At 39.2% G+C, this 24,006-nt stretch carries 20 protein-coding genes; 14 read left to right on the top strand and 6 right to left on the bottom strand.

The genetic code is table 11. From position 1 onward, the window contains the following. Positions 1-789 precede the first annotated feature (789 nt). Complete coding sequence (locus CWC02_RS20045) at positions 790-2,580, bottom strand: ATP-binding protein (protein WP_138619895.1); 1,791 nt, start codon at positions 2,578-2,580, stop codon at positions 790-792. A 332-nt stretch (positions 2,581-2,912) separates the two neighbouring features. Continuing rightward, the gene (locus tag CWC02_RS20040; RefSeq protein WP_054553765.1) at positions 2,913-3,833 is read right to left on the bottom strand and encodes a LysR family transcriptional regulator; all 921 of its coding nucleotides are present in this window, start codon (positions 3,831-3,833) and stop codon (positions 2,913-2,915) included. 218 nt (positions 3,834-4,051) lie between these two features. Between CWC02_RS20040 and CWC02_RS20035 the strand changes: the two genes are divergently transcribed. The 9 genes from CWC02_RS20035 (at position 4,052) to CWC02_RS19995 (ending at position 13,636) form a co-directional block, all read left to right on the top strand. Next, complete coding sequence (locus CWC02_RS20035) at positions 4,052-4,867, top strand: SDR family NAD(P)-dependent oxidoreductase (RefSeq protein WP_138600023.1); 816 nt, start codon at positions 4,052-4,054, stop codon at positions 4,865-4,867. A gap of 59 nt (positions 4,868-4,926) precedes the next feature. Then, complete coding sequence (locus CWC02_RS20030; protein WP_138619894.1) at positions 4,927-5,772, top strand: enoyl-CoA hydratase/isomerase family protein; 846 nt, start codon at positions 4,927-4,929, stop codon at positions 5,770-5,772. Between the two features lie 70 nt (positions 5,773-5,842). Beyond that, positions 5,843-6,670, top strand: coding sequence for a DUF4437 domain-containing protein (locus tag CWC02_RS20025; protein ID WP_054553762.1), 828 nt, complete (start codon positions 5,843-5,845; stop codon positions 6,668-6,670). A gap of 137 nt (positions 6,671-6,807) precedes the next feature. Beyond that, the gene (locus tag CWC02_RS20020) at positions 6,808-7,107 is read left to right on the top strand and encodes a hypothetical protein (protein WP_138619893.1); all 300 of its coding nucleotides are present in this window, start codon (positions 6,808-6,810) and stop codon (positions 7,105-7,107) included. A gap of 167 nt (positions 7,108-7,274) precedes the next feature. Beyond that, positions 7,275-7,997, top strand: coding sequence for an SIMPL domain-containing protein (locus tag CWC02_RS20015; protein WP_138619892.1), 723 nt, complete (start codon positions 7,275-7,277; stop codon positions 7,995-7,997). Between the two features lie 321 nt (positions 7,998-8,318). Further along, positions 8,319-10,937 carry a TonB-dependent receptor gene (locus CWC02_RS20010; protein WP_138619891.1) on the top strand — a complete coding sequence of 873 codons (2,619 nt, stop codon included), beginning with the start codon at positions 8,319-8,321 and terminating at the stop codon, positions 10,935-10,937. Between the two features lie 144 nt (positions 10,938-11,081). Beyond that, positions 11,082-12,524 (top strand): glycoside hydrolase family 10-like protein, encoded by a 1,443-nt coding sequence (locus tag CWC02_RS20005; protein ID WP_249364146.1) that lies wholly within the window; start codon positions 11,082-11,084, stop codon positions 12,522-12,524. A gap of 71 nt (positions 12,525-12,595) precedes the next feature. Continuing rightward, positions 12,596-13,339, top strand: coding sequence for a hypothetical protein (locus CWC02_RS20000; protein WP_138619889.1), 744 nt, complete (start codon positions 12,596-12,598; stop codon positions 13,337-13,339). 63 nt (positions 13,340-13,402) lie between these two features. After that, positions 13,403-13,636: a hypothetical protein gene (locus CWC02_RS19995; RefSeq protein ID WP_138619888.1), complete on the top strand. Its 234-nt coding sequence runs from the start codon at positions 13,403-13,405 to the stop codon at positions 13,634-13,636. Here the strand turns inward: CWC02_RS19995 and CWC02_RS19990 are convergent. Genes CWC02_RS19990 through CWC02_RS19980 form a run of 3 tightly spaced genes read right to left on the bottom strand, consistent with a single transcriptional unit; the run spans position 13,633 to position 17,618 of the window. Beyond that, positions 13,633-14,013: a diacylglycerol kinase gene (locus CWC02_RS19990; RefSeq protein ID WP_138619887.1), complete on the bottom strand. Its 381-nt coding sequence runs from the start codon at positions 14,011-14,013 to the stop codon at positions 13,633-13,635. The two genes, CWC02_RS19995 and CWC02_RS19990, sit on opposite strands and share 4 nt — an antisense overlap. 20 nt (positions 14,014-14,033) lie before the next feature. Further along, on the bottom strand, positions 14,034-15,659 hold the full coding sequence (locus CWC02_RS19985) for a phosphoethanolamine transferase (protein WP_249364145.1): 1,626 nt from the start codon (positions 15,657-15,659) through the stop codon (positions 14,034-14,036). A 15-nt stretch (positions 15,660-15,674) separates the two neighbouring features. Next, the gene (locus tag CWC02_RS19980) at positions 15,675-17,618 is read right to left on the bottom strand and encodes an LTA synthase family protein (RefSeq protein ID WP_138619886.1); all 1,944 of its coding nucleotides are present in this window, start codon (positions 17,616-17,618) and stop codon (positions 15,675-15,677) included. Between the two features lie 175 nt (positions 17,619-17,793). Here CWC02_RS19980 and CWC02_RS19975 point away from each other — a divergent pair, with 175 nt between their 5' ends. The 4 genes from CWC02_RS19975 to CWC02_RS19960 all read left to right on the top strand — a co-directional run bounded on the left by CWC02_RS19975 (position 17,794) and on the right by CWC02_RS19960 (position 22,382). Beyond that, positions 17,794-18,468, top strand: coding sequence for a response regulator transcription factor (locus CWC02_RS19975; protein ID WP_138600015.1), 675 nt, complete (start codon positions 17,794-17,796; stop codon positions 18,466-18,468). Further along, complete coding sequence (locus tag CWC02_RS19970; RefSeq protein ID WP_138619885.1) at positions 18,468-19,877, top strand: sensor histidine kinase; 1,410 nt, start codon at positions 18,468-18,470, stop codon at positions 19,875-19,877. The genes CWC02_RS19975 and CWC02_RS19970 overlap by 1 nt, the downstream gene beginning before the upstream one ends. A gap of 75 nt (positions 19,878-19,952) precedes the next feature. Next, positions 19,953-20,141 carry a DUF3185 family protein gene (locus tag CWC02_RS19965; RefSeq protein WP_054553751.1) on the top strand — a complete coding sequence of 63 codons (189 nt, stop codon included), beginning with the start codon at positions 19,953-19,955 and terminating at the stop codon, positions 20,139-20,141. 66 nt (positions 20,142-20,207) lie between these two features. Then, positions 20,208-22,382 carry an exonuclease domain-containing protein gene (locus CWC02_RS19960; RefSeq protein WP_138619884.1) on the top strand — a complete coding sequence of 725 codons (2,175 nt, stop codon included), beginning with the start codon at positions 20,208-20,210 and terminating at the stop codon, positions 22,380-22,382. 26 nt (positions 22,383-22,408) lie between these two features. Here CWC02_RS19960 and queC read toward each other — a convergent pair whose 3' ends face one another. Beyond that, positions 22,409-23,089: a 7-cyano-7-deazaguanine synthase QueC gene (gene queC, locus CWC02_RS19955; RefSeq protein ID WP_283235031.1), complete on the bottom strand. Its 681-nt coding sequence runs from the start codon at positions 23,087-23,089 to the stop codon at positions 22,409-22,411. Between the two features lie 121 nt (positions 23,090-23,210). Here queC and queE point away from each other — a divergent pair, with 121 nt between their 5' ends. Further along, positions 23,211-23,876, top strand: coding sequence for a 7-carboxy-7-deazaguanine synthase QueE (gene queE, locus CWC02_RS19950; RefSeq protein ID WP_138619883.1), 666 nt, complete (start codon positions 23,211-23,213; stop codon positions 23,874-23,876). The last annotated feature ends 130 nt before the right edge of the window (positions 23,877-24,006 follow it).

Below are 24,006 nucleotides of genomic sequence, written 5' to 3'. Positions count from 1 at the left end.
GTGATATTAAGGCGTGTTTGAAACGCTAATTAAGTTTCTACGTGGGGTTGCCATGCTCTTCTCCTCCATGAGTTGAACACTATAAGCTTAGCTGTAATTCTAAAGAGTGAGAAACAGAAAGTAGTTTATTCACTTTTTTGTTAAACAATTGACAATTTGTTTCGCAAGTAATCTTAGGTTGATTATACTTTAAAAACTAGTAAGTTAACTCGAAATCATAAATGATGACTTGCTAGAATCCCAACATATAAGTTTCTTTATTTCTAGCTCTTTTAGTATGTTGAGTAGTTCGGTTTCAGAAAGACAGCAGTTCTGTTTTAGGTTATCAATAGAAATTTCTTTATTAGAGTTGTTAACTTTTGAGGCTAACATAATACGATAAATTAATTTTGACTTGCGATTCATAATGCACTCTCCACATTTGCATAGCATTTTATAATAAATTGCTACTCTCTAATTTGTTGAAGCTTGGTTTTGTTGAGGAAAGGCATTGCAAGCTTCCTCTATATAGTTTCATTACAAGCAAATTAGATGTGTTTATTATTAGATTTTATGTGTATTGATGATTTTTTCGACTATGAGCGATCTTTTTCGCTAAGTCAAATGCAATTGATATGCTAATTTTACCAAAAGTGGGTGTCTAATTACGTGATGTCTCTAGTCCTCTCTAAAGTAGGTGATTAATTATCTTTAAACATGGGTGTCTTTTTATCATTTCTCAGACACTAGCTGTTGGGATTTAAACTGTTAGTGCTGGAGTCATGTGCTCTAATTATGGGGCCGTTTTTATTAATCAGATAAGTTTTGGCTGTGCTGTGAAATGGCATTATTTAAGGCTTCAAACAGTAGATGTTTTTCAACGGGCTTACCAACATGGCAGTAAAAACCACAGTTCTTGTATTCAATAATATTTTCTTTCATGACATTTGCTGTTAACGCGATTACCGGAGTCGTAGGGTTTAATGCTCGAATGTGTGCACAGGCTTCAATCCCCCCCATTTTTGGCATTTGGATATCCATCAGGACGAGCATAGGGTTTATTTTTTTAAATAAATCTATAGCCTCTAGACCATCTTTGGCAAACTGAACATTGGCATTTGTTTCGGCCATTAAGGATTGAATGACCATAGTATTAAGTGGGTTATCTTCAGCAATTAGAACTGTTTTACCTTCAAGATTGGGAACATCAGTTATATGGGGGCTTTCTATGATTTGCTGCTGCTCTGCTATTTCTAGCGGTAAAAATATGGTAGAGCGTGTGCCTTCGCCTAATTTACTATCAACGTCTATAGTACCTCCCATCCGTTTAATTAAGTTTGTTGTTATTGACATGCCAAGGCCTGTGCCGCCAAAGCGGCGTGTAATACTATTATCAGCCTGTTGAAAGCGTTGAAAAAGATTTGCCAAACCTTCTTCACTCATACCTATTCCTGTGTCTAATACTTGTAACTCGATACCTGGGATTAAGTTTTTTACTTTTTTCTTTACAATAACTTGTATACCACCTTGCTCTGTGAATTTCACAGCGTTAGAAACTAGGTTTAAAATTATTTGCCTAATACGAACAGGATCACCAATCCATATATTTTCGACATTTTTGTCTATATCAATGTTTAGCTCGATAGACTTTTCGTTACAGATAGGTAAAAAATCAGAATTTATAGATTCAACTATTTTTATCAAAGAAAAGTTAACATTTTCGATTGTAAGCTCGTTCGCTTCCATTTTAGAAAAGTCTAAAATATCATTAATAATAGTAAGTAATGATCGGCATGAAAAAAGAGCTTTTGAGACAATTTCTATGTTTTGTGGCTTTTGAACATTAGGTTGAAGGATTTGTAGTAAACCCATAATACCATTTAAGGGGGTTCTAATTTCATGACTCATATTAGCAAGAAATTCTGATTTAATTCTTGCCCCTTCTAATGCTTGATCAGTTAAAGCTTGTTGCTCTTTATATGAGGTAGATAGCTTTTTAAAGTAAAAGAGTAAAATACCAGCCAAAAGTACAATCGTCAGAATATGAACTGTATATGCAAATTTAAAGTTTTCATTAATCGCCACACTCTTTTTCTTAAGCATGGTGTTTACGTGGCTTTCAAAGTCAGATAGAGCTGCAAGGGCTTTCGCATCATCAACTTTTACAATGTCGTCAATAGCTTCACTAGAAGCGCCTTGTTCAATCATTTTGAGCGCTAAATCAAGCTTTTCCTCATAATTAGCTAGGGTCGTTCTTACACCGCCGAGAGCTTGCTTGTCGTAATTTTCTACAGCTTCTAGCTTTTCAAGTATTACTTTTATTTCGTAAATTTCTTTTTTTATACTAGGGAGGTAAAGATCAACATTTTTTCTTAAAATTAGATTTTTAAAGTGGTGTATAAAGCCACCATATCCTAACCTTTGCACCAAGGTGTCATGTAAAACATAAACGTTGCTTGCAGTATTGGAATAATCACGCCATTGGTTATCAACATGCTTGTAAAAGAATAATGAAGTCACTGTTAGCAGAATGACTAATATAATCACAATTACCGCGTTTACTCTCAGCCTTGTTTGAGTTTTCTTTAGCGATTGAGTCATGAGTCTTGTACCTACTAATTAGTAACTTTAAGCATAGCATTTAAAAAGACAATCTGTGACTTTATTACTTAAGTTTTACCTATATCATTATTTAATAATACTTAATTATGTTTTATGTAAGGCTATTGCTACCTGTGTTAAGAGTTTCTGATTTTCGACTGCATGGATACAGAAGGGAGAGCAATGCGGGAGCAATTGCCGAAAATAACTAAATAATGAAATTTTTGCTTTGTTATCAACGAGGTTTTATTGCCTCAAAATAGTCTACCTAATTAAGCGCATAGGTATTAGTTTTTGCTATTAAATCGTGTAGGGTGCTCATAATAGAGTAATCATTTTTTATTTATCGTTTCCCACTCTGGCGAGTTACCTATTTTTTCGACTAAGAAATCTATAAGAACTCTTACTTTAGCCGTAAGTACATTTGATTTCGGGTATACAAGCCAGATAGCGCTGTTATCACTTATTTGATAATCAGGTAAAACTCGAATTAAAGAACCTGCTTCTAGCTCAGTATGAATATTCCACAATGAACTCATACAGATACCCACGCCAGCTTTTGCTGCTATACGCATACTTGCGCCATCATCACACAAAATGCGTGGCTTACTTTTTTCAGGTGGAAAACTAAAATGATCGCTGCAATTAGGGGTAATTAACTTGCGGGGTTTGGTATTTAAAAACACTAATAATTGATGTCGGATAAGCTCCTCAGGATTCCTCGGAGTGCCATTACGAGCCAAGTAGTCTGGTGAGGCACACAATATCCGAGTGTCTTTGGCAAGGCGTCTGCAAATCAAGCTACTATCTTCCACAGCGAGGTTTCTCAGTGCTAGATCAAACCCTCCTTCAATTAATTTAACTTGGCCATCTGAGAGCATGAGTTCAAGGTTTATATCTGGGTAGCGGTCTAGGAATTCTGGCAAAATAGGCATGATAAAGCGCTGCGCAAACGTACTTGATGCAGCAAACCTCAATGTTCCGCTAATATTAAGGTTACCTTGTCCTAAGGTTGCAAGCGCGGCTTCTTGTTGAGCAAGGATCTCTTTGGCATAAGGTAAAAACTCCATGCCAGCAAGTGATAAAGTTACTTTCCTTGTCGTTCTGTGGAATAGGTCTGCTCCAACTTGCATTTCTAATTTGGCTAACCAGGCACTTGCTACAGATGGAGTAAGGCCCAGCTGCTCGCCTGCAGCACTAATGTTGAGTGTCTCAGCCGCTAACACAAATAGTTTAATGCAATTAGTGTCCATCAATTATCTCGAAAATCAGAATTCTGATTCTTTTTATACGTTATTTATTCGTTTTATCCAAAGCCTTAAGCTTTATTTGTAAAACTAAACATGACAAATGCAACTAAAGGGGAGAGCTTTATATGTGAAAGTAAGCCTTATTTATCAACTGCATAGCCGTGATGAATTTATTTGCTTGACTAACTTCACTGACCCCTTATTAAAAGGAATCATTATGTATGCCTAAAACAATTCTATTAACAGGCGCTACAGATGGCATTGGCCTTGAGACGGCAAAAAAACTTGCTTCATTAGGTCATACGCTTTTACTTCATGGTCGTAGCCAGCAAAAGCTTTTACAAGCAAAAGAGTTGATAGAGGCGCTTTATAGCAGTGCAAAAATTGATACGTTTTTAGCTGACTTATCAGAGCTAAAACAGGTGGTTGAATTAGCCAATCAGGTCAAAGCTAAATATTCACATATTGATGTACTGATCAATAATGCTGGCGTTTTTAAAATAGCAAATAACCTAGGCGAGGGAGATCTAGATGTACGCTTTTTAGTGAACACGATTGCGCCTTATATTTTGACCAAAACTTTATCTGCTCTTATGAATGAAAATAGTCGCATAGTGAACCTATCTTCAGCGGCGCAAGCACCGGTTAGTATTGCAGCACTTAAAGGCTTGCAAGCATTGTCTGATAGCAGTGCTTATGCGCAAAGTAAATTAGCGCTAACTATGTGGACGCTACAATTGGCAAAACAATGGGCAGACAATACTCCTTCTTTAGTGGCAGTTAATCCAGCCTCTTTTTTAGGAAGCAAAATGGTTAAGGAAGCATATGGTTCACAAGGAAAAAATTTGGCTATAGGGGCTGATATTTTAGTTAAGGCTGCGTTAAGTGACCAATTTACAGGTATGACTGGCCGTTATTTTGATAATGATATTGGTGCATTTTCGAACCCACATCCAGATGCGTTTGATACAGCAAAAAATACTACTTTGATTATGGCGATGGACGAAGTTTTAACTCGTCTAGATGTAAAAATTTAGAGTTTATTTTTACGATAGCTTTTTTACAGCCGCAACCAATAAAAACACTAGGGATAATTATGAAATACGAAGGATTTACAACATTCACGACCACTCAGTCTGGTGGTGTATTAACTGTTACGTTTGATTTTGGGCCAGTTAATGTTCAGGGCCAAGAAATGCTTGCTGATTTAAATAGTTTAGCAATGCGTTTAGAGCGAGATAAAAACACTAAAGTTGTTATTTTTCAATCAGCAAACCCTGAAATTTGGGTTTGCCACTATGATACTGAACTATTGAAAGATATGTCAGTTGAAGTTGTTTCACGCGATGAAGCGAAGCTGCTGGACTTACAATCAATTTGTGAGCGCTTAAGTAAAGTGCCGCAGGCAACAATAGCAAAACTAGAAGGTTTTGCACGCGGTGGTGGCCATGAACTAGCGCTAGCGCTTGATATGCGATTTGCAGCTCGTGGTAAGTTTAAATTTATGCAAATGGAAGTTGGTATGGGTATTTTACCCTGTGGTGGCGGTGCTTCAAGAATGGCTCGTCAGACAGGTTTAGGTCGTGCTTTAGAAATTATTTTGAGTGCCCGTGATTTTGATGCAGATGAGGCTGAGCGCATGGGTACCATTAATAAAGCGCTTAACCCCGATGAGATTGATGAATACGTTGATACGCTAGCAAACCGAATTGCTCTGTTTCCTGCTGAATCAATTAATGCATGCAAACAAATGGTATATGAATCAATTGATAAGCCAATTGCGGAGGCATTAAAAGCAGAAGCATATTGGTTATATCAAGCAACCAGTAAAACACCTGCAATTAAGCGCTTCACTATTGCCGATGAGCAAGGCCTTGAGCATGACATAGAAAATCAGCGTAATTGGCCGGAGTTAGTGATGAAGGTACAAGAAATAAATTAGTACTGTGCTAACAACAAGATTTGTAACCCCAAGAGAGTTCTCTTGGGTTTGCTATTAGAGGAAATTTAATATGTTAAAGCTATTATCACTAACAACAAGTGTAGTACTTATTGCTGCATTTTCAGCCGCTGCTGATGAAAAAAGGTTGGATAATCCCCAGTCTGAACTTGTCCCCGTAGAGTCCGTAAACTGGGGATATTTAAACCCTCTACGTGGTGACAAAAGCCCTGGCGCAGCAAACTTATGGGGCGACAGAACAATAGATTCTGCAACCGGTATGCTAGTGCGCTTTAAACCGGGCTTTTCATCTCCTGCGCATATTCATAATATTTCATACCGTGGCATTGTCATTAAAGGACTGATGCATAATGATGACCCAAATGCGGAATTGGATTGGATGGCAACAGGGTCATTTTGGACGCAACCTGCAGGGCAAAATCACATAACAGCTGCTAAGGCTGAGACCAATCTCATATACCTTGAAATCGATGAAGGGCCTTATTTGGTTAAGCCTTCTAAGGCGCAGTTTAATAATGGCGAGCACTCACTCAATCTTCATTCAGACAACATGGTATGGTTCAATAGTGATGAGTTAACGTCATTAGACTCTAAAAAGGTTACCCTTACCCCTCTTTGGCAAAAACAAAATCAACAAGGTGTTTTAGTTAAACTTGATGCGGGTTTTAATGGGCAATTAACAAGTGAAAGAGGTTCATTACGCGCAGTTTTGATCAGCGGCGAGCTTAACTACCGATCTGTTGAACATAGTGAAGCAAAACAAATTGAGGCTGGTAGTTACTTCTCGTCAGTTGCCGGTTTTAAACATCAGCTAAAGACTGAGGGTGGAGCAATCGTTTATGTCCGATTTAACAATAAACTACAGATCAGTGAACAATAACTATTTCAAAAGATAATGTTTTAAATTAACTAACTCTACTGTACTTTTTTTGTACTTGCTGTATCTTAAGTTGGTACGCAATTTTAAGGTTTCATTGAGTGTAGACTAACACTCATATGTTAAGTGGAGTAAAGGATATGCACGCACACACAGTTAAAGAGTCAACAGCAACTATTCAATCGGGTGTCGCAAAAGCGGATGGTAAGCTTGTAGTTACTGAACAAGACATTATTTTTGAACCGTTTAATAAAGAGCTAGGCTTAGGCCCATACACATTTTCCCGAGCGCAAATCAATAACGTTGGTAAGTGTTCAGGTAAAGGCGCGGGTATTTTGCCAATCACAGCAGATGGCATTCGCATAACTTTAAATAATAACGATATATTTGAGTTCATTTTAGCAAACCCAGATGAGTGGCTAAGCGTACTAGCTCACTAAGCAAACCTTCAAAAAGACGGCATATTTTAGCAACTTGTCATAATATGCCGTGTTAGCTTTTCATTAATTAATTTCCTTTCTTCGCAACTATTTACACTTAAAAACAGCATACATTGCTATACATTCACACCCTAGCAAGGCATCATAACTTTTTCTAAGGAGAGGTTATGATGCTTAAATCTTTGTTACCACTGGTTTTATGTACCAGTTCTGCAATAGCTGCAACAAATCTGCCGGATAATCGTCATATTGTTGTTAAAGGTGAGGCTGTTGTGCGTACAGCCCCAGATAGGGCTGACATCACGTTAGAGTTTGAAACTGTTAAAGCTGAAAGCGTGCAGGCTAAGCAGCAAGTCGATGAACAAGTAAATAAACTCCTTGCGGGCTTAAATAATTTCTCAATAGATGAAAAAAGTATCTCTGCGGGTCGAATTTTCGTAGAGCCGAACATGCGCTATGACGAAAACGATAACCAAGTTAAAGATGGTTTTCGCGCCACGCGAAAGGTCAAAGTCAGCCTTAAAAAACTCTCCCTTCTGGACGGCTTTTTAAACTTTGCGCTTAAAGTGGGTGTCAATCAAATCGAGCAAATTCAACTTTTATCAAGCAAAGCCTCAGATTACGAGCAAGCCGCTCTTGATAAAGCAGTTGAGAATGCCAAACAGCAGGGAAGTAGCCTTGCTAGCGCATTCGAAGCGAAACTTGGTCGGGTGTATAGTATTCAATCACAAGAAGTAGGTAGTCACTTTGGCTATGGCAGCAACACAAATATTGAACGAATCATGGTAACGGGCTCACGTATTAATACAGTCCCAGAAGGTAAGTATTTACAAGAATCGATTACCTTCAGAGCAAGTGTCAATGCTGTGTTTGATTTAGTTTTGGAATAATTAATTCCCTGTTTTTAAAACATCAAGGCAGCCTATGAATCTTTAAAAGCAGCTTTGATTTCTTCTCTTTTCATTGCTATCAAGGTATTGATTGTATTTAGTTTATCTCTTTATGGGTGGTGAGCGCTTAAAAGTTGAGAATTAAATATTTTACCCTGAGTGTATTTTTTAGAATAAAATATCTTGATTTTATAATTTATTACTAATATTGTAGCCGCATTGTAACAATAAAGTTGTTACCAATTGTTGTTCTTAAGAGCATTTATGTAGTTTGTAGTCACAAAATCTCTCACTTTACAAAAACTATAAGGTTACAGTTCCATGAATAAAAAATTCTCAGCGCTAGCGGCTGGTGTTAAAAAAGCACTTATTCCTACTTTAGTTTTAAGTACATCAGTATCTGTTTATGCAGCAGGTCAACTGCCAGAAAAGAAAAAAGCAACTAAAGAAGATATCGAGCAGATTGAAGTAAGAAGTTATGCTGCATCAGTTGAGAAAAGCATTAATATGAAGCGCTTTTCAAACAGTGTAGTTGATGCCGTTTCTGCTGAAGATATTGGTAAATTTCCAGATCAAACTGTCGCTGATGCACTACAGCGCATTCCGGGTGTACAAGTTGAAAAAGACCTAGGTGGTGAAAGCGACCGAGTTAGTATTCGTGGTACTGCACCGCATTTAAATATTACCTTGTTAAACGGGCAAAACGTTGCTTCAGCAACTGCTTCAGCTTCAATTACGCGTCCTTCACGAGGGTTTAACTACTCGCTGCTACCAGCTGAATTAGTAGATACGCTTGAAGTATATAAGTCGGCAGAAGCAGACATTGATGAGGGCTCTATAGGTGGTACCGTTGTTGTAAAAACTCGTAAACCGCTCGATAGTGAAGCGAATTATGCAGCGCTCTCTGTTAAGGCTTATCATTTTGAAAATGCTGAAGAAACTAAACCGTACCTTTCTGGTTTGTATTCGTGGAAAAATGAAGCACAAGATTTTGGTTTTAATCTAGGATTTGTTCATAAAGAAACTGCGACCCAACGTGATAGCAAAGAAGTTCGATTCGGCTATCGCAGTACCGATGCAGATCAAGATGGCAACGCAGAGTTTTACCCTGGCGCGGTAGGCTATAACCGATACGCAAGTGATAGTGATTTAGATACCGCAACTTTGACGTTTCAATATGCAGCAAATGACAACGTAGATTTTGTTTTTAATAACTTATATTCAAAATCTGAGCATGAGTCATACGGAACTTACTCAAGCGGCTTTATTTTGCAAAACATTGCAAATGTAGAAAATCCAGTCATTGTTGATGGTACTTTAATTTCGGGCGATCTGCCGGCCCATAATAACTTAGGATATTATGGCAATGCAGGTTATGAGGGGGAGTTTAAAACTCAAGCGCACGATCTAAAAGTGACATATAAAGCAGACAATTACACTGTTACAGGTCAGCTAGGTTATAGCAAGGCTGATGGTGAAGTAAGTGATGTTTACTCAGAATATTACGCAAATACAAGCGCATCATTTACATTAGACAATGGAACGCCAGATGTAACATTAGACGCTGATTTAAGCGCTGATGATTATCGCTTAGACTACAACCATAAAAATGACATATACAACGACTCAAAGGAAGTTTACGGGCAGCTAGATTTTGAGTATCTATTAGATGGTGACTTCTTCAAAGCAATCAAGGCTGGGGTTAAGTACCGAGAGCATTCAAAAGCTGCAAGTTTAATAAAAGCGAATTATCCAAAAGTATCATCAGATGGTGAACAATTTAACTTAGGCATGTTCGCAAGCGATTCGACAGATAATGCAATTTTATGGCAGTTTGATAATTCAAAATATGCTGATTGGATATCATCAACAACACCTTCTACAGCGCCATATGAACACCTTGATTACACATTCGATTTAGAAGAAACAGTCACCGCAGGGTATGTAAAAGCGGTGTTCGATCATAATAAGTGGCGCGGTAATTTTGGGGTTCGAGCTGTGAAAACAGAGCTAGATTCTCGTTCTGTTGAATACTCAGGGCGCAGCTTTGCACCTGAAAATATTCAAGATATCAATAGCTCTAATAGCTACGATGATATTTTGCCGAGTGTGAATATCAACTACGACTTTACAGATGATGTGGTTGTGCGTTTTGCAGCGGCAAAAGTCATGTCTCGCCCTGATTATGACTTCTTATCTGCCCGCAAAAGTGGTTATTGTGCTGCAGCTACAGGCTGTAAAGGCTCTGAAGGTAACCCGAACCTGAAGCCTTACCGTGCGACTCAATATGACTTATCTGCTGAGTGGTACTTTAATGAATCATCTATTTTATCGTTTGCTTATTTTTATAAAGATATCGATTCATACATAACCAATGCCACTATAGAAAAACAATGGGCCTGGACAGATCCTGATACAGGCGTGGAAGAAGTTCGTGACTTTTTAGTGACCCAGCCTCTGAACGGTTTAGGCGGTGAGAACTCAGGTTTTGAAGTTAACTACACGCAGAAACTCCCTTACGGCTTTGGAGTACAGACAAACTACACCTATTCAGATGCACAGTTAAAACAAACTGCGGAGCAAAAAGAGGCGGGTGAAGAAGCCGTTTTACCTAATAATTCAGAAGATACCTTTAACGCGACAGTATATTATGAAAACACAACCTTTAGTGCCCGTGTTTCTTATACTTATCGTTCAGAGTATTTCTACACTAACTATCTTGGTTTGAACCAATATAAAGATGGTTTTGGCCAGTATGATCTTAATATTAGTTACAATGTTACTGAAGATTTAAACCTTGTATTCCAAGCAATTAACCTCACGGATGAAGAGCAAGAAGCAACCTCGGGCAATAGCACTGGCATGTCAGATGCTAATCGCCCATTAGCGATACATGATTATGGTCGTCGTTTCTTACTTGGCGCACAAATGAAGTTTTAATTTTTCCTTTTGAATCTGATACATGTAGGCACAGCAAGTCTTTGTTGTGCCTTTTTTGTGGGGTATACAATGTACTTTAAAAACGTTTTCTCTTTGATAATGTGCTTTGTTTTGAGTGCGTGCAGTTTCGTACAAATAAAGGAGATGTCTAATACTGAAAAGCAGTTGTTAGGTAACATCCATCAAGATCATGTTGCAAGGGAGTTTCGTGCGGCATGGGTTGCTACTGTTGCCAATATTAACTGGCCTAATGAGCCCGGGCTGTCAGTGATAGAGCAAAAAGAACAAGCTATTCAAATTCTTAATTCACTTCAAAAACATAACTTTAATACGGTTATTTTTCAGGTTCGACCGCAAGCCGATAGTTTGTATCAAAGCTCTTACGAACCTTGGTCTTATTACCTTTCTGGTGAGCAAGGTAAAGCGCCTGAGCCGTTTTATGACCCATTAAAATTTTGGATAGAGCAAGCACATAAACGAGGTTTAAAGTTGCATGCATGGATAAACCCTTATCGTGCTCATCATCATATAGGGGGCCCAATTTCAGAACACTCAGTTGTTGAAAAAATGAATGATAAGGTAGTAAAACTCAAAAATGAGACCTATTGGTTTTTACCAACCGATCAAGCCGTGGTTTCACATACATTAAATGTATTAACCGAACTTGTAGATAGCTATGATTTAGATGGTATTCATTACGATGACTATTTTTACCCTTACCCTTCTTACAACAACGATGAAGATTTTCCTGATGCTGAACAATACAGGCAATATGTGGCTGAAGGCGGGGCACTTTCGATAGGTGATTGGCGTCGTGAAGCTGTAAATCAGTTCGTTAAACGCTTATATCAACGAGTAAAGCAATCGAAGCCTCATGTACTTGTTGGCATAAGCCCATTTGGTATCTATAGACCTGGTGAACCTGAAACTATTCGCGGGATGGATCAATATGACAAGCTGTTTGCTGATGCTAAGCTTTGGCTTAATGAAGGATGGCTTGACTATTTTTCGCCGCAACTTTATTGGCCAATAAACCAGTATGCACAAAGTTACCCGCTCTTATTAAGTTGGTGGCAATCTCAGAATACGCATGAACGACATCTGTGGCCTGGTATTAATGCGTTACGCTCATTTGATGAGGCCGGCGTTGATGAAGTCGTGAATCAAATCATGATTAATCGTGGTTTTTTATCAACATCACCCGGTACAGTGTTTTGGAATGTAGCAGCACTTGATGGCAGCCAATTGATGAGTGATGTGATTGCACAAGGCGTTTATCAGCATCAAGCATTAATACCAGAAACTCTGTGGATAGCTGCGCCGCACTTAGCGGCTGTTAATGTTGATATGAATTATGTTGGCGAAGACATCCATCTTACTTGGAGTCATTCTAATTCTGAGCAAGTATCACAGTTACTTGTCTATCTAAAATATGCACAGCAGTGGCAATATCATATCTACTCAAGTGAGGAGAGTGTAATTTCTGTTGCGGCCTCTGAAGGACAACGACCATTAGAGGTAATTAAGGTAATTGCTATTGATAGGCTCGGTAACCAAAGTGATGAGATTGAGTTGTTATTCCAATAGCACCTGTACTGCAAATACAAAAATTTGTTACGCTTTGGATAATCAAATTTTTAACCATAAAAGTGAATACAATGAAGTATTTTGCGGTCATTTTCTTAGGTTGCTTTATCTCATTTTCAACAGCTGCCGCAACAAAGCACATAAGTATTGTCAAACCTGTGGTTGCTGCGTTTAAGGCGGGTGATAAAGCGACCATTGCTAAAAGAGTCCATTACCCGCTAAAGCGCAAAGCGCCGTTGCAAATTATTGAAAATGAGCAAATGTTTATAGAAAAGTTTGAGCAAATTTTCGATAAACAGTTTGTTGAAGAAATAGCTAACTCCAACATTCGCCATGATTGGGAAATGATGGGCTGGCGCGGCATTATGTTTGATTCAGGTAAACTGTGGCTGGATTTTGATGGCTCTATTTGGGCTGTGCCTTATGAATCAGAGGCTGAAAAAGCACGACGCGAAGCACTGATTGACGAGCAAAAACAAGCATTGCACAAAAGCCTCCGTGAATTCACAAAGCCGATATTAACGTGGCAAACAAAAAAGCATTTAATTCGTATTGATGAATTGGCTGATCATCAATACCGCTATGCGGCATGGAATAGGGATCAATCTATGCAAGATGAGCCAAGCCTGGTGATCACAGGGGGCACATTAAGCTTTGATGGCAGTGGAGGGAATCATTTTTATACCTTTACTAACAACGGTTATCGTTATGTCTGTCATGTTACTGCGCTTGGTACTGAACACTCGCCATCAGGGCTGTTAGAGGTGTTTAAAAATAATGTACAGATATTGTCTGAGCCTGTTTTAAGTTATTAGTATGTTCTTCTTATTTTGCACTACACTTATTCTTCCAAAGGAGTTTTTCTAAAGGAGTAAGTTATGGGTACAAAATTCTGGGTGATCAGAGCCGCTAAAGTTTTTACGCTGGTGTCTATTTTATTATTTATGATAGAAATTTTAAAAGGTCACGAGACACTCAGTGCGTTAGGTTTTGCGCTACTTTGGTCTTTTATTGCCATGGCCATTTTTATTGCAACCCGTTTATATCATTCATCAAAAGGGCGCCACTGTGCACTTTGTAATGACACCCCTGATGATAAAAAAGTAAGCTAACTTAGGTTATTAATAAACACGCCGCCCCAGACCAACACACAAATCGTTAGAGCAATCAGTACGGCTGCGGATCCTAAGTCTTTAGCTAGGCCTGATAATGGATGAATTTCAAGGCCTATTCGGTCTATAGCGGCTTCAATTGCCGTATTGACGACTTCAGCAAACATCACAAATAGCACTGATACAAGCAGCATCATTTTCTCATACAGGCTGATCTGCCAGACAAAAACCACTGCTATGGCAAGGACCAACAGTATCAGCTCTTGTTTAAAAGCAGACTCATGCTTTGCTAACCACGTGAATGCTCGTTGGGAGTTTTTGAATGCGAGGCGAATACGTTTAATGCCAATGGGTTTGTTAGTGCTATCAAATTGCATAGTTTGAAATCTCTATTTCGTTAGCTTTGTGTTGAGCAAGTATTAAAAATATCTTGCTCTGGGCGATATTCAGTGCTTTGTATATGAGTTAAGCCAAGTAGGGTGTCAAAAATGTTATCGTGCGAAAAAGCATGGTTACGCTGCTGTTCGATACATTGATTAAAGCGGGTATCGGCCAGTTTATTACTCCAAAATAGCATAGGCACATGGGTTTGCTCTTTAGGCGCTAATGCATATGGGAAGCCATGTAAGTACAAGCCTTTTTCACCCAGTGATTCACCATGGTCAGAGACATACAGCAGGGCTTTATCATCCGCCGGACTGTTTTGCAGTAATTTAATAAGCTTACTCAGCACTAGGTCGGTATAAGCAATGGTATTGTCATACGTGTTTGTCAGTTGCTCAGTGCTACAATTTTGAATATCGCTACGTGGGCAGTCCGGCAAAAATTTACTGTCTTTTTCTGGATAGCGACGATAGTAGGTTGGCCCGTGTGAACCTATCATATGTAACACTATTAGTTGGTGCTTTGCACTACTTTTGGCAAGCTTTGCAGCTAATTCTTCAACCAGTACTTCATCAAAACAATAGCGTCCGTCACAAAGTGGATTGCTCTTTGTGGGTTCTACCGTTTGTGAGTTTACTCGTGCGCAAACCCCTTTACAGCTGCTATTGTTATCAATCCACGTTACTTCTACACCACTTCGTTGAATGATATCTAGGGCATTTTCTTGGCTTTGCGCGATGCGCGAATCATAGTGATTGCGGTCTAAGCGCGAGAACATGCAAGGTACTGAAATGGCCGTTGCGGTGCCACATGAACTTACATCACTGAAATATTTAACGCCAAGTTTAGGGGTATATTGATTAGTTTGCTTGTTGTAACCTTGCAGTGAAAAGTTTGCTGCACGGGCTGTTTCACCTACCACCATAATCATCAGTGAACTTTGTTGCTTAGCTAATAGGTGCGGTGTTTTATCTAAGACTTTAAATGGTAAAGGTGGGTAAAAATAATTATCTCGCAGGTACTTATAGCCCGCAGTGTAAAATGCAAAAGGGGTAATGTAGCTGGTTAATTGGCGATTATTACGCCCTACAGAGGCGTAATCTTTATAAAATGGGACGGCAATAACAGCTACAGCAATAAACGCTGTAACGTTAAGAAGCGTAAAGCTTTTAAGGCGAACACGAAAGTTTCCGACAATTTTAAAGCGACAAAACAAGTAAGCAGGCAGTACGCCTAGCACAGTAATAAAAGCGATAACTTGTACATTAAGATATGAAAATGCTTCGCCTGAATTTGTTTCTAAGATATTTTGCAGCATGCTTTTATCAAAGATAACACCGTAATTTAAGGTTGCATAAAACAACAATGATGAAACCACGATGCTTGTTAAAAGCACGGGTTTTACGAAGGTGATTAACGATAACCAACTTAACACCATTGCCGTCAGTGCTAATAAGAAAAACGGTACGCTTGCTATAAATAACCAATTGACATGTTCAGGTTTGCTGGCTGCTTCAAGCGTGTTAAATAAAAACAGGCCATTAAATGCAATCACCAAGTACAACGACACCAACCAGACAAATTGGCTGTAGCTAACGTGCCATTTTTGAGTAAAGAGTTGTTTAATTTGCATGATCATAATGATTCCTCATCGCTACGATTTATTTGGTAAGCGATACAACTGTTCGGTATAAGCTAAATTGCTAAATAAGACGTGCGCTAAGGCTTTTTTGGCAAGCCCAGCACTGCTACCTGTGTTATCGATGGCAACTTGGGTTTTACTTGTAGGGTCATAGCGCCAATAGCTCACTTTTTGGTTTGGCATCAGGATCACGGCTTGACCATTTTCTACGTAAGCAAAGTTGTCGTAGTACTGCATCATGGCGCGCTCTACAGGGTATTGTTTCGTTAAATCATAACCAAGCATAGGGGTTGCTTGCTCAACGCCTAATAACGACAACAAAGTAACAGGTAAATCAATTTGGCTGACTAAGCGAGTATCGCGCTTTGCATCCATTTCACTATTTAAGATCACAGCAGGGATATGGAAAGATTTAAGCGGCACAGGCTCTGAACCAAACACGCGCACATCATGATCTGCAACCACTAAAAAGACGGTGTCTTGCCAGTAATCTTGCGTTTTTGCCTTTGCGATGAATTTACCGAGTGCATAGTCAGCATATTTGATTGCTAGGTCGCGTTTGTAGTTTTCTGGGTCGTGGCCTTCGGGCAGTGTTACTTTACTCTCTGGAATATCGAATGGGTCGTGGTTACTTGACGTAAACACAAGGCTGAAAAATGGTTTGCTTGATTTATTTAGCTCACTCAACTCTTTATCAGCTTGATTAAACAAGTCTTCGTCGCTTGCTCCCCATGACGAAATAAACTCAGGGCTTTGCATGTCATTAATATCGACAATATCGCTAAAGCCATTGCCTAAGAAAAAGCTTTTCATATTATCGAAATGACTTTCACCGCCATAAATAAACTGGGTGGTATAGCCTGTGCGGGCTAATACATCAGCAAGAGAGAAAAAGTTACGCTGAGATTTAGAAAGTTTGACCACCGAGCGCGAAGGAGACGGGGTAAACCCAGTTGTTACCGCTTCAATCCCTCGAACAGAGCGTGTACCAGTGGCATATAAGTTATCAAACCCCCAGCCTTGTTGATAAAGCTTATCTAGTTCAGGAGTCACTCCAATGCCACCTAGTTCGCCGACAAAGCGTGCGCCTAAGCTTTCTTCTAAAATGATCACTAAATTCTTTTGTTTGCCTGTGCTAAAAGGTGTGTTGTTGGCAAGGGTAGGAATACTCTCAGTGATAAACTGCTGTTTATAGGCTGCTTGCTTTACTGTTTGTAAAATCTCATCACGTGGCATAGTACCGTATAAACTACTGGCATTTTTTTCATTGCCCATATTCTTAATAGCAAAGGCGACACTGTAAGTTGAATTAAGGGCTAAGGAGTTAACCAGTGAGTCACTTGAAAAGTACACTAATGCAGGGTTTAACGGGCGATGGCTTACAGTGCCTCTTGCACTAATTAAGCAAACTAATAAAGTCGTAACGAGTATCACCACTTGGCCAACCGTTTTAGCATTTTGCTGTTTGCTAAATGCTGTATTTATATAACGGTACGCAAAGACACAGCTAAGCGTTGCAATAATTAAAGTGCTTATCATGGCAAACAGGTGGCCATGTAATAGCATAGAAAAGACTTCTTGAGGGTAGTCTAGGTATTCAACAAATAAACGATTTGGTCGTACATCGTATTGGGTAATAAACGCGGGGGTCGAAGCCTCAACAACCACGATTAAAGTCACAACTATGCTGCTATAAAGAGTAAAAACATGCTGAAAAAAAGCGGTTTTGCTGCGCACAAGCAGATCAGCGAGTAATATCAAAACAGCCAAGGCTGACAAGTAGCCTAAACTACTTAAGTCGACTCTTAAGCCGCCAAATAAAACGGCTAGGCTATCGCCATCAGCTAACCTTTGGTGTTGCCATACAAGCAAGGCTATTCTCGACAGTATAAAAACTGACATTAAAATTAATGAAAAACGGAACAAAGGTTTTAAAACAGAGAGTTTTGCTGTCATAGTCGTACTTACTTAATCGAAACTACGGCAATACTAGGAGTCGAAACTTAAGAAACCCTGATGGTAATCTTAATATTTTCTAAACTAGAAAAACTTCAGTAAATCTTAAGTGAACCTTAAGATTAAAAGCGTAACCTGATGACGCTAAAGCGGTTTTTACCTAAATGAGTAACTTATGAAATTGTTGATTATAGAAGACTCGGTGTCATTAAGACGTAGTCTACGAATTGGCCTTGAGAACCTAGGTTTTACTATTGATGAAACCGGCGATGGTGCTGAAGGTTTGAGTATGGCAATGACAGGTGAGTACGAATTAATCATACTCGATATTATGTTACCCAGTATTGATGGTATTACGTTATTACAAACCATAAGAGCAAAACAGCTTGATGTGCGTGTGCTAATTTTATCTGCCAAGCAAGAACCAGAAGACAGAGTGAAAGGGTTACTCACTGGGGCCGATGATTACCTGACCAAGCCATTTTCGTTTGATGAGCTGCACGCAAGGTTATTAAATTTAATGCGTCGCGGCGGCCTGAAAACAATCAGTGATGTGATCCGCATCGATAACTTGGCTTTAAATTTACAATTAAAACTCTTGCAAGTTGATGAAACTGTAATCGATTTAACCCCCAACGAATATAAAATAGTCGAGTGTTTGTTTAGTAACCAAAATAAAGTGATCACTGCTGAAAAGTTAAGTACTTATATTGCAGGGCAATATGACCTAGTTTCAAAAAACTCTATTGAAGCGCATTTATCCTCAGCGCGTAAAAAGGTGAGGGCAGCAGGTAGTGAACTACCTATTCAAACTAAGCGTGGTTTTGGTTATATCATTCAAGGAAAATAATGAAGTCAATTCGCAGTAGGTTAGTAACCACATTATCGATTACTATAACGGGGCTAGTGCTGAGTATTTTAGTTGCTACTGATATCGCCGTTGATAGTTGGATTGATAACGAATTTAATCGTGGCATGAAATCCAAAGCCGGTATGCTTATGTCATTGATTGATATTGACGAAGAAGGAATTGATTTTGATTTTTCAGGGCTGTTTATGCCTGAGTTTTCTGGCAATACAGAAACTGAGTATTTTCAACTTTGGTCGCAGTCTGGCGTGTTCGCGCGTTCAGAAAGTTTGGATCTTTTCTCACAAAAGAGCTTACCTTTAGAAAAAATTAAACTGGGCGAGACAAAAATCATCAATATCGAGTTACCTGATGGTCGAAATGGTCGAGTTATTTATACTCGCTTTATACCGCCTTTAGACCTAGATGATGATGAAGACCTCACTGAAGGTGTTAACACCTCTTTGCAACAACCCATCACGTTAGCTTATGCGGCTTCATCAGAAGAAGTTGATTTTGTTTTATGGCTAATCGACGTTATTTTTGTTGTTTCTACTGTGTCGGTAATTGTATTCATTCGTCTATTTGTGCGTAAATCAGTCGACAGTTCTCTAGCGCCGCTGAATAAACTAAACCGGGATATTAGCCAGCTGAGTATTGCAGATAAAAATGCTGTAATCGCGATAGAAGAACCTGTCAAAGAGTTGCAACCCATTGTTGATAGCTTAAATGCTTTTATCCAAGAAAACCGCCAGCTTTATTTTCGAGAAAAACGCTTAACCTCAGATATTGCTCATGAGTTAAAAACGCCGATTGCTGAGCTTATAAATATGGCTGAAGTGGCCATTCGTTTTCCAAATGAAAAAGAGCTTGAGGCAGACTTCAAACCCGAAGTGCTAAAAATTAGCCAGCGCTTAAAGAGTATTGTGTCGAACTTATTACTACTGCATAAGTACAGTGATGAAGCACTCCCAAAGCATGATGCATGTGATTTAAATCAGGTTATTTTGCGCACCTTAGAAAAGTGTGATTTAGAGCGGGTTAAGTTTGAGTTTCAAGATGATATTCCTGCCGTTGTCAGTAACTTATTTGCCCTTGAATCAATTATCACCAATCTTGTAAATAACGCAAAACAATACAGCCCCGATGAGAGCATCGTGACTGTAAGCACGCTATTGAGTAAAGATGATAAGTTGTATCTCTCTGTTACAAATGAATTAAAAGTCCCATTAACAGAAGACGATTTGAGCCAGTTATTTGATCCACTCTGGCAAAAAGACAGTGCCAGAACCTCTAATGATAACTTTGGGTTAGGCTTATCTATTGCCAAATCGTTAAGTAAAGCAATTGATGCTGAACTTCAGGTGTCGTTAAGTGGGCAAAACATAACCTTTAGTTTGATTATTTCTTAAGGCTTTGCAGGCGTTTAATATGTGTGCAACACTGAGGTTATCAAAAAGAAATTAATAACAATAAGGAACAACACGATGGGAAAAATTATAGGTATTGCTTTAATCGTTATTGGTGTGGCGCTAGCCGTATGGGGATATAACGTTTATGATTCTGCAAGTGCGCAAATTAGCCGTACTTTTAGTGGTGATACACCAATTGAAGCTTGGCTCGGTATGGTCGGGGGCGCAATTTGCGCAATTGTGGGTATTTTAAAAGTTAAATAACCGCAAACATTGAAATCAATTAGCTAATACCTGATACTGTTTTTATATACAGTGTCGGGTTTGGCTATGAAAACACAATTACCAGCAAAATATTATTTAAGTCATTTCTTTGAGCTTGCTGAATTTATTCAATCTCAGTGCAAGCATCTGCTTCTAGCAGAGCAGCAGTTATTTCTTGAAAAACTCCTTCAGCTTGATGAGCAAAGCTTATGTACTTTGCTGCGTATATATTCTCGAAAGCCAAAAATCGTTGCGTTGTCATCATTAAATTATGAAGAGATCCCCAATCTGCACGGTGCTATTTTTAAGCTAAAGCAGCAAGGGCTGGTGGCACATCCTAGCAGCGATGAATTAGACCTATTGCTTGAGCATTTAACCAAACCAACCCTGTTAACCTTATTAGCGAATGATGAGTTAATGGCGACTAAACCTGATTACAAAAAGTCAGCCAGTAAACAGCGCTTGATCCAACTGTGTAAAGAGCATATTGATCGCAACCACAGTGAATTAGAGGCGTTGTTTAGTCAGTTCGTGGTCAATAGCCGTTGCCAGTATTATGAATACTTTGAGTTTTTACATAGCGGCCGACTAAGTGGCGGCGATATCAATCATCAAAATCGTTTTGTGATGCGTGATTTAGGGATTGCAAAAGTGCGAGCTGATGTGAATGAGAGCATCTCTCGTTTTCAAACGCTAGCCGAAGCACAAACGCATTATCAATTAAATAAGCTGCGAATGCAGTTCAAAGAAAGTGACTCAGAATCACAGTATCAAAATTTAGCCCAAGCGCTTTTAGCCATTAGCTGTGAAGATGAATTAGCCCAGAGTATCAAAAACAAGTTACTGATCCGCTTGAATAAGCAGCTTAAAGAGCATGACTTAGCATTTGCATTTGAATTACTTGAGCACTGTGAAGGCAGTAGTGAAGCGCAAGAGCTGGCAATTCGTCAGCGTTATAAACAAGGTGATAAAAACTGGGTTGAACAAAAGCTTGAGCAAATTATTCAAGACCCACTTGATGATGGCATTTTGTATTTTGCAGAGGACTTTTTACAGCGTAAATATAATAAGCAACATCGCTCACGCCTAACACAAATGCTCATCGATACCGAGCATCAATTAGAGGTTGATGATATTTACCGTGGCGATGTAGAGCAAGGAGTGTGTGAGCATTATCAACAGCTTGGTAATACGGTATTTTTTACCGAGAATAATCTTTGGCTGAGCTTCTTTACATTAACGTTCTGGCAAGAGCTCTTTATAGAGACCCCGCACCCGCCGTGTAATGAATTTGATCTTTATCCAAAGGTGTTGCTGGCTGATTGTTTTTACACAGTGCAACAAACACAAATTGAGCTAAAGCTGGCAAAATTCACTAGTAATGAAGCTTTATATAAATATGTTTGCAAAAACGCAGGGCAGTTTTATGAAGCCCCCAATGGTGTTTTCATGTGGCACAGCGATATGTTAGAGCCGCTAGAGGTATTAATAAAACACAGCCCGCTTACAAATTTAAAAGCGCATTTATTGCAAATGACAAAAACCTTTAAACAGCTCAAAGATGGCTATCCAGACTTGATGGTGTTAAAGGGGGATACACTCACCTTTGAAGAAGTGAAAGCCCCTGGCGACAAATTAAGACGCAACCAACTTGTCAGTATTGAGGTGTTAAAACAACAAGGCTTTGCAGTAAATATCGTTGCGGTAAATTGGTTTAATGATCCGAATCGTATTTACAGTGTGGTGGATATAGAAACCACCGGCGGCGTACAAGGTAATAATAAAATTACCGAAATAGCGGTTGTGCAGTTACAAGCGGGTGAAGTAATCAATCAATGGGCGACTTTAATCAATCCTGAGCGCAGTATTCCTGCTTTTATCACCAAGTTAACGGGGATAAACGCTGCTATGGTACGTGATGCGCCACGCTTTGAAGAGATTGCCGATACACTGCGCTCACTATTAAAAGGCAGTGTATTTGTTGCTCATAATGTGAATTTTGACTTCGGCTTTATTCGCAAAGAATACGCTGCACTTGGGCAAGGCTTTAAAATGCCAAAGCTATGTACTGTAGTTGAATCACGAAAGGCATTTCCAAAGCTTAAGTCATATTCGCTTGGTAACTTAGCGGCACATTTTGAATTGAATTTAACGAATCACCATAGAGCGTTAGCTGATGCAACTGCCACAGCAGAGCTGTTAAATCTGATTCAACAAACACAATCAAAAAAGGCGAGTTAAACTCGCCTTTTCACTTAGCTATGTCGTTATTCGTATTCGATAGGGTCGGTAACCTTGTTTAATGCAAAGGCTTCTAAGCGCTCTTGGCAAGCACCACATTTACCACAGGCCTTGTCGCGGCCGTTGTAACAGGTCCACGTTTGGCTGTAGTCAAGACCCATTTTTAAACCGTCTGTCAAAATGTCGATTTTGGTATTGTTTAAGTATGGGCTGAAAATTTCAACAGCGTCGTAGTTGGCAATACGGCAAACATCATCCATTTTTTGTACGAACTCAGGGCGACAGTCTGGATAAATTGCATGATCGCCTGAATGGGCACCGTAATAAACTTTACTAGCTTTTAAAGACACCGCATAACCCACAGCCAGTGAGAGTAAAATCATGTTGCGGTTAGGCACAATTGTGCTCTTCATGCTTTCTTCTTCGTAGTGACCTTCTGGTACTTCGATATCATCAGTTAGTGATGAGCCACCAATTAATTGGTTGATCGCTGAAATATCAACAATCTTGTGAGAAACACCTAACTTTTCACATACTTGAGCAGCTACTTTAAGCTCTTTAACATGACGCTGGCCGTAGTCGAAAGACAGGGCATACACTTCGTGGCCTTGTTGCAGGGCTTTATTTAATACGGTAAATGAGTCCATACCGCCGGAATAAATCACAACTACTTTTTGCGTCATATCTGTTTTGCTCTTACTTTTGATAGAGGTTTACTTCAGGGCGCGATATACTACACGGCTCGGGCCTAAATAACAATTTTTGCGCGTGTTTTTGGTTTTTTGATGGTATGTATTTTATACCGTTGCGTCGTAAGTGAGATGTCTTTTGTACAAAATTAACGAAGTGTTTGAAACAATTCAAGGTGAAGCGAGTTTTACGGGTACACCTTCAATCTTTTTACGTTTACAAGGCTGCCCTGTGGGTTGTGCTTGGTGTGATACAAAACAAACATGGGACGTTGATAATGTGTATAAAGTGTCACTTGATGACACCGTTGAGAAAAAAGCAGACTCAGATCATTGGGCAGAAGCAACAGCAGAGCAAGTGTTAGCGCTATTTAAAGAACGTGGCTACAACGCAAAACATGTGGTGATCACCGGTGGTGAGCCTTGCATGTACGACTTAAATCCAGTGTGTGAATTATTACATGCAAATGGCTATTCGACTCAAATTGAAACCAGCGGTACATTTGAAATTTTAGTCCCTGAGCAGACATGGGTGACTGTATCACCAAAAATTAATATGCGTGGTGGCTATAAAGTATTACGCAGTGCAATGCAGCGCGCTGATGAGATTAAACACCCAGTGGCAATGCAAAAGCATGTGGAAGAGCTCGAAGATTTATTCTTAAAAACAGGTGTGAATCCACGTTTAGTGTATCTACAACCAATTAGCCAAAAGATCTCAGCAACTAAACTTGCTATTGAAACCTGTATTGCAAAAAACTGGCGTTTATCGGTTCAAGTACATAAATATTTAGGAATTAGCTAGGGTTTAGCCGTCAGCCGTCAGCCGTCAGCCGTCAGCCGTCAGCCGTCTGATCTGTGATCTGACCCCGATAAAGTAGACACGGGGTTTAATTAACTTGTTCGTACTGCATGGGACTTTTATACCCTAGGGT

This window comes from Pseudoalteromonas sp. S2721 (genome assembly GCF_005887425.1).
GTDB classification, from domain to species: domain Bacteria; phylum Pseudomonadota; class Gammaproteobacteria; order Enterobacterales; family Alteromonadaceae; genus Pseudoalteromonas; species Pseudoalteromonas simplex.
Note: the sequence above shows the minus strand (reverse complement) of the source record. Positions and strands in the feature narration are given on the sequence as shown.

Bases quoted from the DNA above. Each gene is read 5' to 3' on its own strand.
- CWC02_RS19990 (WP_138619887.1), bottom strand. From the start codon at position 14,013: ATGCAATTTGATAGCACTAACAAACCCATTGGCATTAAACGTATTCGC.
- CWC02_RS19960 (WP_138619884.1), top strand. From the start codon at position 20,208: ATGAAAACACAATTACCAGCAAAATATTATTTAAGTCATTTCTTTGAG.
- CWC02_RS20010 (WP_138619891.1), top strand. From the start codon at position 8,319: ATGAATAAAAAATTCTCAGCGCTAGCGGCTGGTGTTAAAAAAGCACTT.
- CWC02_RS20035 (WP_138600023.1), top strand. From the start codon at position 4,052: ATGCCTAAAACAATTCTATTAACAGGCGCTACAGATGGCATTGGCCTT.
- CWC02_RS20005 (WP_249364146.1), top strand. From the start codon at position 11,082: ATGTCTAATACTGAAAAGCAGTTGTTAGGTAACATCCATCAAGATCAT.
- CWC02_RS19975 (WP_138600015.1), top strand. From the start codon at position 17,794: ATGAAATTGTTGATTATAGAAGACTCGGTGTCATTAAGACGTAGTCTA.
- CWC02_RS19995 (WP_138619888.1), top strand. From the start codon at position 13,403: ATGGGTACAAAATTCTGGGTGATCAGAGCCGCTAAAGTTTTTACGCTG.
- CWC02_RS20025 (WP_054553762.1), top strand. From the start codon at position 5,843: ATGTTAAAGCTATTATCACTAACAACAAGTGTAGTACTTATTGCTGCA.
- CWC02_RS19965 (WP_054553751.1), top strand. From the start codon at position 19,953: ATGGGAAAAATTATAGGTATTGCTTTAATCGTTATTGGTGTGGCGCTA.
- CWC02_RS20020 (WP_138619893.1), top strand. From the start codon at position 6,808: ATGCACGCACACACAGTTAAAGAGTCAACAGCAACTATTCAATCGGGT.
- CWC02_RS19980 (WP_138619886.1), bottom strand. From the start codon at position 17,618: ATGACAGCAAAACTCTCTGTTTTAAAACCTTTGTTCCGTTTTTCATTA.
- CWC02_RS20030 (WP_138619894.1), top strand. From the start codon at position 4,927: ATGAAATACGAAGGATTTACAACATTCACGACCACTCAGTCTGGTGGT.
- CWC02_RS20040 (WP_054553765.1), bottom strand. From the start codon at position 3,833: ATGGACACTAATTGCATTAAACTATTTGTGTTAGCGGCTGAGACACTC.
- CWC02_RS19985 (WP_249364145.1), bottom strand. From the start codon at position 15,659: ATGATCATGCAAATTAAACAACTCTTTACTCAAAAATGGCACGTTAGC.
- CWC02_RS20045 (WP_138619895.1), bottom strand. From the start codon at position 2,580: ATGACTCAATCGCTAAAGAAAACTCAAACAAGGCTGAGAGTAAACGCG.
- CWC02_RS20015 (WP_138619892.1), top strand. From the start codon at position 7,275: ATGATGCTTAAATCTTTGTTACCACTGGTTTTATGTACCAGTTCTGCA.
- CWC02_RS20000 (WP_138619889.1), top strand. From the start codon at position 12,596: ATGAAGTATTTTGCGGTCATTTTCTTAGGTTGCTTTATCTCATTTTCA.
- CWC02_RS19970 (WP_138619885.1), top strand. From the start codon at position 18,468: ATGAAGTCAATTCGCAGTAGGTTAGTAACCACATTATCGATTACTATA.